The organism is Corynebacterium glyciniphilum AJ 3170 (assembly GCF_007673095.1).
GTDB lineage: Bacteria > Actinomycetota > Actinomycetes > Mycobacteriales > Mycobacteriaceae > Corynebacterium.
In genome coordinates, this window is the sequence record NZ_VDYZ01000003.1 from 139,678 (window position 1) to 152,704 (window position 13,027).

General features: G+C 66.7%; 15 protein-coding genes. 5 read left to right on the forward strand and 10 right to left on the reverse strand.

From position 1 onward, the window contains the following. Positions 1 to 94 precede the first annotated feature (94 nt). Both FS507_RS04165 and FS507_RS04170 read right to left on the reverse strand, forming a co-directional pair. Positions 95 to 745: a hypothetical protein gene (locus FS507_RS04165; protein WP_260853156.1), complete on the reverse strand. Its 651-nt coding sequence runs from the start codon at positions 743 to 745 to the stop codon at positions 95 to 97. Between the two features lie 78 nt (positions 746 to 823). Further along, positions 824 to 1,018 carry a hypothetical protein gene (locus FS507_RS04170; RefSeq protein WP_145941553.1) on the reverse strand — a complete coding sequence of 65 codons (195 nt, stop codon included), beginning with the start codon at positions 1,016 to 1,018 and terminating at the stop codon, positions 824 to 826. 140 nt (positions 1,019 to 1,158) lie between these two features. Between FS507_RS04170 and FS507_RS04175 the strand changes: the two genes are divergently transcribed. The 3 genes from FS507_RS04175 to FS507_RS04185 are packed head-to-tail and all read left to right on the forward strand — an operon-like array spanning position 1,159 to position 4,169. Next, the gene (locus FS507_RS04175; protein ID WP_145941554.1) at positions 1,159 to 2,454 is read left to right on the forward strand and encodes a magnesium transporter MgtE N-terminal domain-containing protein; all 1,296 of its coding nucleotides are present in this window, start codon (positions 1,159 to 1,161) and stop codon (positions 2,452 to 2,454) included. Positions 2,455 to 2,461: 7 nt separating this feature from the next. Further along, positions 2,462 to 3,001 carry a DUF1003 domain-containing protein gene (locus tag FS507_RS04180; protein ID WP_145941555.1) on the forward strand — a complete coding sequence of 180 codons (540 nt, stop codon included), beginning with the start codon at positions 2,462 to 2,464 and terminating at the stop codon, positions 2,999 to 3,001. 37 nt (positions 3,002 to 3,038) lie between these two features. Further along, complete coding sequence (locus FS507_RS04185) at positions 3,039 to 4,169, forward strand: Mrp/NBP35 family ATP-binding protein (protein ID WP_145941556.1); 1,131 nt, start codon at positions 3,039 to 3,041, stop codon at positions 4,167 to 4,169. Between the two features lie 36 nt (positions 4,170 to 4,205). Here the strand turns inward: FS507_RS04185 and tatB are convergent, their stop codons facing one another. From tatB to sigE, 3 genes are all read right to left on the reverse strand, one after another. Further along, a complete protein-coding gene (gene tatB, locus FS507_RS19035) occupies positions 4,206 to 4,715 on the reverse strand; it encodes a Sec-independent protein translocase protein TatB (RefSeq protein ID WP_145941557.1) in 510 nt (169 codons plus the stop codon). Between the two features lie 63 nt (positions 4,716 to 4,778). After that, on the reverse strand, positions 4,779 to 5,180 hold the full coding sequence (locus FS507_RS04195) for an anti-sigma factor (RefSeq protein ID WP_145941558.1): 402 nt from the start codon (positions 5,178 to 5,180) through the stop codon (positions 4,779 to 4,781). Positions 5,181 to 5,238: 58 nt separating this feature from the next. Further along, positions 5,239 to 5,826 (reverse strand): RNA polymerase sigma factor SigE, encoded by a 588-nt coding sequence (sigE, locus tag FS507_RS04200; protein WP_145941559.1) that lies wholly within the window; start codon positions 5,824 to 5,826, stop codon positions 5,239 to 5,241. Positions 5,827 to 6,065: 239 nt separating this feature from the next. Between sigE and FS507_RS04205 the strand changes: the two genes are divergently transcribed. Beyond that, a complete protein-coding gene (locus tag FS507_RS04205; protein ID WP_145941560.1) occupies positions 6,066 to 6,740 on the forward strand; it encodes an O-methyltransferase in 675 nt (224 codons plus the stop codon). 61 nt (positions 6,741 to 6,801) lie between these two features. After that, complete coding sequence (locus FS507_RS04210; protein WP_260853157.1) at positions 6,802 to 8,334, forward strand: GH32 C-terminal domain-containing protein; 1,533 nt, start codon at positions 6,802 to 6,804, stop codon at positions 8,332 to 8,334. A gap of 16 nt (positions 8,335 to 8,350) precedes the next feature. On the opposite strand, the gene FS507_RS04215 is transcribed toward FS507_RS04210, so the two are convergent. From FS507_RS04215 to dapE, 5 genes are read right to left on the reverse strand one after another with little or no spacing between them, the layout of a single operon-like run. Beyond that, positions 8,351 to 9,232 carry a methyltransferase domain-containing protein gene (locus tag FS507_RS04215; protein WP_145941562.1) on the reverse strand — a complete coding sequence of 294 codons (882 nt, stop codon included), beginning with the start codon at positions 9,230 to 9,232 and terminating at the stop codon, positions 8,351 to 8,353. Positions 9,233 to 9,280: 48 nt separating this feature from the next. Further along, the gene (locus tag FS507_RS04220) at positions 9,281 to 10,744 is read right to left on the reverse strand and encodes an aminopeptidase (protein ID WP_145941563.1); all 1,464 of its coding nucleotides are present in this window, start codon (positions 10,742 to 10,744) and stop codon (positions 9,281 to 9,283) included. Next, positions 10,741 to 10,920, reverse strand: coding sequence for a hypothetical protein (locus tag FS507_RS04225; protein WP_145941564.1), 180 nt, complete (start codon positions 10,918 to 10,920; stop codon positions 10,741 to 10,743). The genes FS507_RS04220 and FS507_RS04225 overlap by 4 nt, the downstream gene beginning before the upstream one ends. An 11-nt stretch (positions 10,921 to 10,931) precedes the next feature. Beyond that, on the reverse strand, positions 10,932 to 11,825 hold the full coding sequence (locus FS507_RS04230; RefSeq protein ID WP_145941565.1) for a TIGR00730 family Rossman fold protein: 894 nt from the start codon (positions 11,823 to 11,825) through the stop codon (positions 10,932 to 10,934). Between the two features lie 6 nt (positions 11,826 to 11,831). Continuing rightward, positions 11,832 to 13,013 carry a succinyl-diaminopimelate desuccinylase gene (gene dapE / locus FS507_RS04235; protein ID WP_145941566.1) on the reverse strand — a complete coding sequence of 394 codons (1,182 nt, stop codon included), beginning with the start codon at positions 13,011 to 13,013 and terminating at the stop codon, positions 11,832 to 11,834. Between the last annotated feature and the right edge of the window lie 14 nt (positions 13,014 to 13,027).

A 13,027-nucleotide genomic window follows, 5' to 3' on the forward strand; every position in this document is an offset into this window, starting at 1 on the left:
CGCGCCCGCCCCTCCGGTGGGTGCCCGGTAGGCCATAACCCGGCGGGGAAGGCACGACAGTGACCTTCCCCGCCGGGTTTTCTGACGTCTGTCGCTAGTCGTCGTCCCCGTCCGCAGCGAGATCGTCGCTGGAGACGCCTCCCGCCACATTGTTCAGCGCCCGACGGTCCGCCCGCTCCAGCGCCGTCTTACGGTAGACAGCGACCGTGTTCTGCGGGAGCGAATCATCGTCACACCCGACGGCTTCCCCCGGGTCGCTGGCCTGGAGATCGGTCGGGAGAGCCGAGAACATGGTCGTGTGGGCGATATCGCGCCACTGGCTCGGATCCGCACCCTCGTCACGTGCCTGTGCATAAAGCCCCCGGAGTTCCTCGCCCTTCACCGGGTCAAGCACGTCGAGCAACTCACCGACACAACCCAGGACGACGTTGACCTCACCGTTGCGGAGCAGGCCCAGGCGGTCTGAACCTTCGATGTCCCGCAGCTCCACCGGCCGACCGGTCCCGGCGAAAGCGCTCTCGTAACTCTCCGCCAGCCGGTGCTGCACCGGATCGTCTGTGAGACCCAGGTAGATCGGACCGGACGTCTCCTCTGCCATCCCCTGTGCCGCCGGCCCGGTCACGCCTCCCGCCGAACAGCCGGAGAGTCCCACCGCCACCGTCGTACAGACCGCCGCGGCAGCGAGAGCGCCGCGGCGGTCCCGCCGACGGCGCGGCCGCACCGCCGGCTCCCAGAAGCGTCTCACACCCATGTACCGTCCGTTCTCCGTCCATTCGTACCGGGGCGTGGGATCCCGCCCGTGATCGGTAGTGCCACCATCATGTCACCACCATGCCACGACGTAGACACCCACCAGCGCAAGCCACGGGACCACACCCCACAGGCGTGCCCGGTCCGAGAGCAGTGCCCCTGCCACAGCCACCGCCCCGCCCACCGCATGGGGAATCCACAACGGACTCCCCACCAGGGCCAGGATCACCGCGATCCCGCACAGACCGCCGGCGATCAGTCGTGACATGGTTTCCTCCCGCATTTCCAGCAGTACCTCGACATCGGCCTAAGAATACCCGCACAGTCGATACCGGAAGAAGCTCCGGCACCACCGAGACACCGGTTCACAGCGCGCCCACGGGATACTGTGCCGTAATCTCTAGTCTCATGGACACCACACGGGTATTCGCCGGACGTCTCGCCGGCATGCTTCTCCTCGGCGCGGACGGCGAGTCTCTCGGACGGATCCGGGACGTCGTCCTGACGATCCGTTCAACGCGGGCAGTCGCTCTCGGGCTCGTCGCCGAAGTCGCGGGCAAACGTAGGATCTTCCTGCCGATGGGACGCGTCACCTCCATCGACCCCAAGGAAGTCACTCTCAACACCAGCTCGGTGAACCTCCGTCCGTTCCGGTCCCGCGCAGGAGAGCTGACGGTGATGGACGACCTGATCGGAGCGAAGGTGCACACCGACGACCCCGAATTCAGTCACCTCGCCGGTCGGGCGGTCGAGATATCCGACGTCGAACTCGAACGGACCCGCACCCGCGAGTGGGAACTCAGCCGGGTGGCCGTGATCACCCGTGGTCGGCTGGGACGCCGGACGACCCCGGCGGTGATCCCCTTCATGCATGTCCACGGGCTCTCGGCGTCCGGTGCGGGCCCCCGCGACGTCGACGCGGAACTGATCGCCGAATTCACCACGATGCGCAACGCTGACATCGCCCACGCTCTCCGGGACATGGACCCGGACCGGCGGTTCCGGATCGCCTCGGAGCTCGACGACGAACGCCTCGCCGACGTGATCGCCGAGCTTCCCGACGACGAGCAGACCGAGCTCGTCGAGGAACTCAATATCGAGCGCGCTGCGACGATCCTGGAGGAGATGGACCCCGACGACGCGGCAGACCTGCTCGGAGAACTCCCCGGGGACAAGGCCGACGTCCTTCTCGAGCTGATGGACCCTGAGGAGTCCGAGCCCGTGCGCCGGCTCATGAGCTTCTCCCCCGACACCGTCGGCGCCCTGATGACGTCCGAGGCGATCATCCTGACGCCCCAGGCAACCGTGGCAGAAGCACTGGCCCATGCCCGCAATCCGGAGGTCCCGCTCTCCCTGAGCTCACTGATCTTCGTGGTGCGGCCTCCGCAGGCGACGCCGACGGGCCGGTACCTCGGTTGTGTCCATCTGCAGAAACTCCTGCGGGAACCACCGTCCTCACTGGTCGGCGGGATTCTGGACCTCGAACTTCCTGCGTTGCATCCCGACGACACCGAGGAGACGGCCGCCCGGTACTTCGCCACCTACAACCTGGTCTCCGCGCCGGTCCTCGACGAAGACAGTCACCTGCTCGGTGTGGTTGGCGTCGACGACCTGCTTGACCATCTGCTGCCCGAGAACTGGCGTGACGAGGACTGGCGCAGCAACCGGCCCGCCCGGACACAACTGACCGCAGGACGAGAGTGAGGGCACCATGCCGGACAACTTCTCCAGAACTGACCTGGACACTCCCTCGACGGGTCCCCGCCGCAGACTCATCGCGTACAACGACGACGCCGTCGGCGTCGGTGCCGAGAAGGTCGCCCGGTTCCTCGGGACAGGGCGCTACCTCATGTGGCAGACCATCATCGTGGTGGTCTGGATCTGCCTCAATGTGGGCGGATTCTGGTGGAACTGGGACGTCTACCCGTTCATCCTGCTGAACCTCGCCTTCTCCACCCAGGCCGCCTACGCGGCACCGCTGATCCTGCTCGCACAGAACAGGCAGGACGACCGCGACCGGGTCTCCCTGAACGAGGACCGACGTCGCGCCGAGGAAACCAAGGCCGACACGGAGTTCCTCGCCAGGGAGCTCGCCGGGCTACGTATCGCGGTAGGCGAAAACGTCACGCGGGACTATCTGCGTCGCGAACTCGATGACCTCGGTGACATGCTCCGGCGTATCGAGGACAAGCTCGAGGATCAGCGCAACGACGAACGGGCCGACGGAAATCCCTCTGACGCCGCACGGTGATTGGCCCTGAACTGGGGTGGGAGTATCATCGTGGTCAATGTCTACTGTCACTGAATCAGCGGTTCGCAGTGCCCTGGCAACTGTGGAGGACCCGGAGCTCAACAAGCCCATCACCGACCTCGGGATGGTCAAGTCGATCGATGTGGACGGCACCCATGTCGCCGTCGAGATCTATCTGACCATCGCCGGTTGTCCCATGAAATCGACGCTGACGACACGCACGCGCGATGCCGCCGAGAGCGTCGAGGGGGTCGACCAGGTCACCGTGACCACCGACGTCATGAGTGACGAACAGCGACGGGAGCTCCGCACGAAGTTGCGGGGTGGAACCGCAGAACCCGTCATCCCCTTCGCTCAACCTGAGTCGACGACCCGGGTCTTCGCCGTCGCGTCCGGCAAGGGCGGGGTCGGTAAGTCCTCCGTGACGGTGAACCTCGCCACCGCACTGGCGCAACGCGGTCTGCAGGTCGGTGTAGTCGACGCCGACATCTACGGTCACTCGATACCCCACATGATGGGATCGAACCACCGTCCCCACCAGGTGGACGACATGATCATCCCGCCACAGGCACACGGGGTGAAGATCATGTCGATCGGCCACTTCCTGGACAGCAATTCACCGGTCGTGTGGCGCGGACCGATGCTGCACCGCGCCATCCAGCAGTTCCTCGCGGATGTCTTCTGGGGGGACCTGGACATCCTGCTGCTCGACCTCCCTCCGGGAACCGGCGATGTGGCTATCTCCGTCGCGCAACTGGTCCCGAACGCGGAGCTTCTGATCGTGACCACGCCTCAGGTGGCGGCGGCGGAAGTTGCCGAGCGGGCGGGCAGCATCTCCCAGCAGACCCGCCAGCGGATCGGCGGTGTCATCGAGAACATGAGCTGGATGGACATGCCGGACGGCACCAGGATGGATATCTTCGGCACCGGGGGCGGGCAGGTCGTCGCCGACCACCTCAGCCAGCTGACCGGCGGTGAGGTTCCCCTGATGGGCCAGATTCCGCTGGATCCGAATCTGCGGATCGGTGGTGACCTCGGTAACCCGATCGCCATCTCCGAACCCGATTCAGCGGCGGGCACCGCGTTGGGGGCGATCGCAGGGAAGCTCGCCACGCGACGGCAGTCCCTCGCCGGACGTCAGCTGAATCTCGGTGTCGCCGGGCAGTAGTCCTCTCCCCGCGCCCTGGGCCGCGCGCCCGGGTGCCTACATGGTGTCGTCGTAGTTTCCGGCGTCGCCCCAGTCCCGGGACTGGCCGACCTCGTCCTGCTGTGGGAGTTCCACCCGTTCCTCTTCCTGTGCCGCGGGAACCTCGTTTTCCTGTGCCGTGGGAACCTCACTCGGCCTCGGAGGGTTCTTCGGTGCCCTGCCGGAAATCTGGGCGGATGTGCCCCGCACTGCTCCGGTGACATCCTTCGCTGAAGACTCCAGGTCCGTGAGGAAACTGTCGTCGTCGTCCAGCAGCGTTTTCGTGATGAATCCACGGGCGCCCATCTGACGGACACTGTTGAGTTGGGACAGGGGCTTGCGGAACTCCTCGAAGTCCTCACCGAAGTCCTGGTCCAGCTCCTGCCGGGCGTTGGCGATGGCGGTGCGTGCCGCAAGAAGCAGAGCCTTGAGGTCGGTGATCAGCCGAGGAAGTCGTTCCGGTCCGACGACGATAATGCCCACGACAATCAGGACGAGGACTTCGCCCCATCCGATGCTGGAGAACACCAGACACGCCTTTCTCTTGACACTGCCGACTGCCTGATTCTAACCCCCGCTGCGCTGACGTGGCTATTTCGCCCTTCCCCTGGTGGTCCGTCTCTGAACTTTGCGCGCTGCAGCAGCCATGCGGCCGGTGATGCTGTCCGGGCGACGGCAGCCGTCGATACCCACCGCATCGCTGTCGGTCAGGGCATCCTGCGGGGCGCCGCCCCCCTGTGCACAGTCGTCGGGGATACGGACGAGCCGGCTGAGCAGACTTCCGGAAGCGTGGAGCTGGTCCATCGGGATGCTACCCCGCAGACGGTCGGACGCCTGGCGCTGTGCACGGACTTCGTCCCGGCACTCCTCACAGTGGACCAGGTGGATCCGCGCCCGGTGTTCCGCCCCGCGGGACAGTTCTCCGTCCACCAGTGCCGCGACAACCTCCGGGGTCAGATGGCCGACATCCGACAGCTTCCCGACTTCCGACATGACTGGACCTCCTTGACGACTCGCACGTCGCGTGCCTCATCTGCCATCGATGATAGCGCTAAGACTGCGGGATGTAGCTGAGTTCACCGGCAAACCGGGCCAGGCTGGCCCTGAGCTGGCTTCTCGCACGGTGGATCCGCGAGCGTACCGTGCCCATCTTGAGACCCAGCGTGTCGGCGATCTCCTCGTAGGTCATGTCGAGCCCGTCACACAGGATCACCGCGACACGGAACTCCGGGCTCAGATCGTCCAGAGCCTTTTCCAGCGCCGGATCGAGGTTGTTCATCTCGAAAGCACGTTCCGGGCCGACCCGTGTCCCCTCGACGCGGTCGTAGTCCTCCGGCAGCGCCTCCATCCGGATCGTCCCCCGGTGGCGGACCATGTCGAGAAAGAGGTTGGTCGTGATGCGGTGCAGCCATCCCGAGAAGGTTCCCGGCCGATACGACTTCAACGACCGGAATGCCCGCATGAAGGTGTCCTGCGTAAGGTCTTCCGCGTCCTGCCGGTCGCCGCTGAGCCGGTACGCCAGACGGTAGACACTGTCCGCGTGTTCCTCGACGAGTTCGCTCCAGGACGGCATGGCACCTTCCCCGCGGTCGAAAGCGCCCGTCGCCCCGTCAGGGCCGGAGTCTGCTGCGGTGTTCATGGTCTCCATCCTGACGCACGTCCATTAGCTTTGTGTGCCTGGGCGCTTCGGATTCACTGTGAGCCTGTGAGTACGTCGCGCTGGTGCCTTTCCCTTCAAAATATATCCTGTGGTCCGGGCTGCTGTAAAGCTGTAACTTGCGCCCCACCAAACACAGTTTTCCCACGTTAGGCAGTGTCCGCCCGACTCGCCGGGGGCGGTCACCACATCGGCAGCTCAGCACCCTTACAGTTACACCCGTGAACGCAGAATCCAGCTCCGCCCTCGACGCCGTCCGCGACTACGTCAACAGCACAGCCGCAGCCGACGAGTCACTCGACGCTGCCCGCGATTCAGCCACCGAGTACGGGCTGCTCACCCCTGACGCGATGACCGGTGAGTTCCTCACTTTCCTGGCGGCCCAGATCACCACCCCGTCACCCACCGCGGTCGTCATGTCCCCGGCCTTCGGTGTGATCGGTCTGCACCTCTTCGCTGGATTCTCCGGTGGAGGGCACGTCACCTGCATCGACCCGGAAGTCCAGCACCAGGCGCTGGCACGCAGTGCGTTCAACTCCGCAGGGGTCCGCTCCAACGCGTACCGGTTCCTGCCCTCGGCACCGCTGATCGGTGTGTCCAGGTTGGCCACGGACGCCTACGACATCATCGTCTCCCAGTCCATGGTCGAGCATCTGTCGGCGACAGTCGACGCCGCGCTCCCCGTCCTGCGCCCGGGCGGGGTGCTGGTACTGCTGGACTCGCTCCTCGACGGCACGCTGGCTGACCCTGCACACACCGACCGGCAGACGCGTGCGGCCGCCGACGCCGAGGAACACCTGCGGTCTCTGGACGGCATCACCGTCGCACGACTGCCGCTGGGCGCCGGATGCACCGTCATCACCAAGCACACCGAGCACACCGAGCACACTGCCTGATAAACAGCTCTCATCGCGCGACGCGACACCGAGGTCCGCGACGATGGTATACAGGGATGACGTGAACCGCTACAGACCTGAACTACACGTCACCGCGGAAGTCGGCGTTCTCGAGGCACCGGCCGGAGCCTTGAGCCGGGGGGATTCCCTCCATGTCTTCCACCAGTTCCGGCCCCGACCTGACGCCGGGGCCCGGTGGGCCCACCAGGTCGCGTCCGGCATCCCCTACGGCTGGGACGTCTGCGACGACGTCCTCGTTCCCCGCGACAACGAGATCGACTGCCTGGCAGGATCATCGGTTCCCGTGGGCGACGGGGTCGAACTTTTCTTCGTCACCACGACCCCTGCAGAAGACAGCGACCCGTCCGGTCTCCGCTCGAACACCGTCGCACACGGCCACCGGGGCGACAGGACATTCACCATTCAGCGCGCACGCGTCGCCGACCTCGGCGCGGCCACCACGGAAGTCTCCGACGACCCCAGCGTGGTCTCCCCGTTCGTCGAGCGTCTCGGCCCGGTGGACATCGACGACTCCGCATACCCCGTCCACGATCTCGCGACACCGTCCGTCGTCCGCCGTGGCGACGTGTGGACCATGATCGCTCTTGACCTCATCGATGACGTAGATGCCCGCATCGTCGTACTGGACTCGACGGACCGCCAGACATGGACCGTCCGTGGGCCCCTGGAGTTCGCCGGCGAATCGGTCCCTCAGGGGCGCCCGTACGCCCCCCGCCTGACCTCGATGACCGACCATGGGACCGGTGAGGACAAGGACGTCCTGTTCATCACCTACCCTGACGACAGTGTCGACAGTGTCGCTGATGTCGCTGGCACCGCCGGTTCCCGGGAGCAGGCAGGCGAGACCACGGGCTACATCGTCGGTACGCTCGACGGAACGACGTTCCACACCTCGACGAATTTCCAGGTCCTCGACCACGGCCACGACTTCACCCGCCCGCGTCTGGTGCCCGGCACCCGGCCCGTCCTCTCCGGTCTGGTCGGTGCTTTCCCACACAGTGGCGACGGCGACGAACCAGCCACCTGGGCCAACTGCCTGTCAGTGCCGAGGTTCCTCAGTCTCCGGGAGGGGCACCTCTACCAGGACGTCATCGGGCTCCCCACCGCCGTCCGCTCCTACACCGACCGTGCCGCCGTCTACACCGCACAGCTCGACGTCGAGACGGGTACTGCGACGGTGGACCTGCTGGACAAGGACGGGAGTGTCATCGTCAGTGTCGCCCACTCAGGTGAGCAGGTCTCCATTACCCGCGATGATGATACGCGGGTGGCTCCCCTCGCCGACGGCGACAGTGACACGCTCACCATCTTCGTGGATGGGCCGGTGTGCGAGGTCTTCGCCGACGGTGGCCTGGTCTCGCTCACCACGGCCCTGACCGGCCCGCGGGTCTTCGACAGGTTCTCCGTCACCGCTACCGGCGGCGCACGGGTCCTGTCCGCGATGGAGTCGCTGGGGCGCCAGCTTCAGCGCCAGCTCGCCCACCTGGACGATCCGGCCGAGCAGGAGAAGCTCATCCGCGAGGCGGTCCTGGCAGACCGGGACCTCTCCGCCGGGATCGACCCCGGGGAATAGCGGGCTCTGAGCCCCCTCAGCCCAGATCGGGGTCGCGCCGCAGGCGGGTGATCGCGGCGCGCGCGGTGACCGTCATCGTCTCCGGCAGTGCAGCGATACGCTCGGCCAACACGGTGGGGTGGATGTGTCGCGCCGAGGGACTCATCCCGATCTGCGCGGCGATCGAGGCCTGGTCCAGATTCATCTGGAACTCCACGTTCTCGGGGTCACCGACAGGTACGAGGTGGCCCGACGCCTGTGCGATCATCCGTTCCACCTTGCCTTCCTCGACGTCGATGATGCCGAGCGGTTCACGCAGCTCCGCCAGGTGGCCGGCATCTGCCGTGAGCACGATGACCTGCCCCTCCGAAGACAGCACCCGGGCGAACTCCGCGGCATTACGGGGAGCGAAGATCACCGTGATCGCGTCCACGACCCCGTCGCGCAGCGGCAGCCGGGACCAGGCGTCGGCGACGACTGCACCGATATTGGGGTGGCATGACGCCAGTCGCTTCGCCGCCGGAACCGACACGTCGATCCCCACACCCCGGGAGTTCTGGATCGAATCCAGGGTATGGGACAGGTAGTAGCCGGTACCTGCACCGATTTCCACGATGGACGGGTGCGCATCGTCGGCGACGCCTGCGTCGTCGAGAGCGTGGCCGACATGGTCGGTGATCGCCTCGACGAACGGAGCGAAGTGCCCCCCGGACAGGAACGTCTCCCGCGCCTGGATCATTTCGGCGTCATCGCCGGTGTAGCGCAGCCCGGCACCACCGGCAAGGGTGACGTAGCCTTGCCGTGCCACATCGTAATTGTGGCCGGAGTCGGAGACCAGGGTCTTCCACGCCTCGTCACCGGCACGCAACGGGGTGCCGTCCACCGGGTCGGCGAGAAGGTCGATGACATCAGAGAGCACGGGTGCGGGGTCTCCCCTCGATAGCGGAACGAAAAAGTGCCGGGTCGGCTACTTCCGGAACCACTCTACAAGAGTACGGGCCGCGAAACCCGTGCTGCCCCGGTCGATGTCGCCCCGCACGGAATCCGACCACGACGGGCCCGTGGTGTCGAGGACGGCGCAGGGCACGCCGTCTGCGAAACGCCGGAGGTACATCGCCGCAGTCAGTGCACCGGGCCCCTCCGGTGCCACCGTGACGTCGGCGTCCCGGGCACTGACAGTCTTCTCCAGATACGCCGGCGTCGGTAGCGGCCACCACCGCTCACCGACCCGCGCGCCGCGCAGTGTCACCCTACGGACCGCCTGTTCGTCACCGGTGACGGCTCCGGTCAGTTCACCGAGCGCTGATTTCGATGCCGTCGACACCGGTCCGACGACAACCACACGCCGGGGCCGGTACCGCTGGACGCCGTAGGCCACCGCATCCGCCAGTGCCAACCTGCGGCACGCCTCCGCCTGCTCCACTGCACCGGCGGCACCCGGAAGCTGGCTGGTGGTCCCGTTGACGTGTTCGACGACCGGTCGGGCGCGACCTGGTACCCAGGCTGGGAGGCTGTAGCCGTGGACCGGCACCAGCCCGACGACTTTCTGCGGTCCCTTCAACTCCGCCAACGCCCGGATCACCGCAGGTACCGGGGCACCCCCGACGAGCAGGACCTCCGGCCGGTCGTCGTTGAGGTCCCCCTCCGCCGCCGCCGGATCCCAGAACATCTCGACGAAACCGACCTCGTCCTCGCCCTCCGGGTCATTGACCCCGGCCCCGGCAGTTGCGGTGACGAGGATCCCACCGAAGCCCTTGCGCTGCAGCCACCCGCGCCCGTGGGTCTTCACCCGGGTACCGGCAACATCACCGAGGACGGCCTTGGCCTTGCGGCGCCACCACACCGACGTCGCCGACGGTGCCGGTACAGCATTGATGTCCCTGGCCAGCACCGTGGCCGCACCCAGCACCCGACCGCGGTACACACTGTCCTCTGACCGCCGGACCACCGCCTCGTCAGCGACGTCGCCGATGTCGACGTGGACGGAACGTACCTCTGTGGCAGGGTCTTTCCGCGTGACGACGAGGTGGCGTCCGCCCAGCACGATTCCCTGGGCCAGGTTCCGGAGCTGCTGGACTGTCGTGGCCTCCGGCACACGGATCTGCACCGTATGCCGCTTGGCACGCACCGGATGCCCGTCGACAAGCGTGCCGAGGCGACGGATCAGCACGGCCCCTGCCGCCCGCCATCCGTCATCGGCTAACCGGGGTTCCTCGGACAACTCCGCAAGATCCGTCAACGGCCGCGCATGCCGGGGAACACAGATCTCCCACACTCCGTCGGCAGCCAGACCGGCTGTGGGGTCCCGGTCGGCGGGGCCCTCCGGCGCGTCGGCGAACACGATACGGCAGTCGATGACATCGCTGCCGGTCACGGTGGCTCCCACCGTGATCTCCGGTACCGGCCGAGGTAGATTCGGAATCCTCTTCACTGTGCCCTCTCCTGCTGTTCCTCGTGCCCGTCATCACTCTGGTCCGCGTGCACTGCCCGTCGTTGTCCCCGGGTACTCCCCGGTGCCGCCGGCTCACGGTCGAACACGGTCAGCACCAGGTAGACGAGGACCAGTCCCACCAGCAGTGACGCGATGACGGTGATGAGCAGATACATGGCAGCCGAGACTACCCGAACGACCGACCGTCAGAATCGCTCCGGCCCTCGGAGCCGGCCTCACCGGACATCCGTCCGGCCTGCTTCTCCAGGTTCTCGAGTTCCTGCAGGAGCTGACGTCGTCGTTCCTCCAGTTCCTCGACCTGCCCCTGGTGCGCCTCCACGCAGTACGCGACGGCTTCCTCAGGCGAATCCGTCACAAGGAACAGGTCCGGGTCACCGTCGGAGATCATCCCTTCATCGACGAGCCGTGTGGTGATCCAGTCGACCAGCCCACTCCAGAACTCGCAGCCGAGCAGGACGATCGGGAACTGCCGGACCTTGCCGGTCTGCACCATCACCAGTGCCTCGAAGAGTTCGTCAAGCGTCCCGTAGCCACCGGGGAGGCAGATGAAAGCCTGGGCGTACTTCAGGAACATCATCTTGCGGACGAAGAAGTAGCGGAAGTTCAGGCCGAGGTTCACCCACGAGTTCAGCCCCTGCTCATGGGGAAGCTCGATTCCCAGCCCCACGGACACTCCGCCGTCCTCGGCCGCTCCCCGGTTCGGAGCCTCCATCAGCCCGGGGCCTCCTCCGGTGATCACCGCGTACCCGGCTTCCTTCAGCCGTCGTCCGAGTTCACGACCGGTCTCGTAGTAGGGGTGGTCCTCGGCGATCCTCGCCGACCCCCACACGGTGACCGCCTTCGGCAGTTCCGCGAGCGCACCGAAACCTTCGACGAACTCGGACTGGATGCGCATCACCCGCCACGGGTCGGAGTGCAGCCAGTCGGTGTTCGGCTGTTCGTCCAACAGCCTCTGGTCCGTCGTCGACCGGGGGTACGGGGTCGCCGGGTAGACACCGTTGATACCTCGACGCATCACCGGCCCCTGAAAGGTGAACGGTTGCGGGTTGTCATTCGCCATTGCACGTCACCGTGCCTTCCGGGTCAGGTAGTCGGTCAACTGGGTGCTCACGGTCTCGATCATCTCCACCGGGCAGTTCTCCTGCGGGGTGTGGCACAGCCCCGGGTCACCCGGACCGAAGTTCACCGCCGGTATCCCGAGGGACGAGAAGCGGGAGACGTCGGTCCACCCGTACTTCGCGCGGACGTTGCCGCCGGTGGCGTCAACGAGCGCGGACGCCGCAGGGTGGTGGAGTCCCGGCAGAGCGCCGGGTGCGAGGTCGTCGATCTCCAGGCTGAATCCTTCGGACGGGGCGTCGGGCGTGCCGACGCCGAGGACCTCCAACGTGTGGGCGAGCGCCTCCTCACCGGAGCGGTCCGGGGCGAAGCGGAAGTTCACGAACATCCAGGCCTCGTCGGGGATGGTGTTCGTGGCGACGCCTGCTTCCAGGTGGACCACGTTGAGCCCCTCGCGGTAGAGACAGCCGTCGATGTCGACGTCACGGGGACGGTAGTCACTCACCCTCGCGATGACCGGCGAGAGCCGGTGGACCGCATTGTCACCGAGCCACGCACGTGCCGAGTGCGCCCGGGTACCGTGCGCAGTCACACGGACCCGGAGCGTTCCCTGGCACCCGGCCTCGATCACCGCGCCGGACGGCTCCCCCAGCAGCGCGACATCCCCCTCGAGCCATGCCGGGTGGGCCTCGACGAGGTGCCCCAGACCGTTGTAGCGGGTGGCGACCTCCTCACCCTCGTAGAGCACGAGTGTGAGGTCGTGGGCGAGGTCGGGGGAACTGGCGAGGCTGGCGAAGGCGTGGATGTACACCGCGTCCCCGGACTTCATGTCAACGGAGCCGAGGCCGTGGATGCTGTCCCTGCCCTCACTGTCCGGGCGGCGGGTCGACGGCAGGTTGTCGGCGGGGGGGACGGTGTCGATGTGGCCGGCGAGGATCACCCGGGTCGCCAACCCGCGGTGGGTCCGGGCGACGAGGGTGTTGCCGTGACGGTCGACAGTGACGTGCGGGTGCTCGTCCCGCAGTCCCTCGAGCGCGACCTGGAGCGCATCGGCGATCGCCTGTTCCTCGTGGGACCGGCTCGGGATGTCGACAAGCCTGCGCGTCAACTCCACCGGGCAGGCCGACAGGTCGGACGCGGTCAGGGTGGTGGTCGGTGAGGTGGGCGGCGGGGTGGGCACAGAATTCGTCATCGTGGCACTCACTC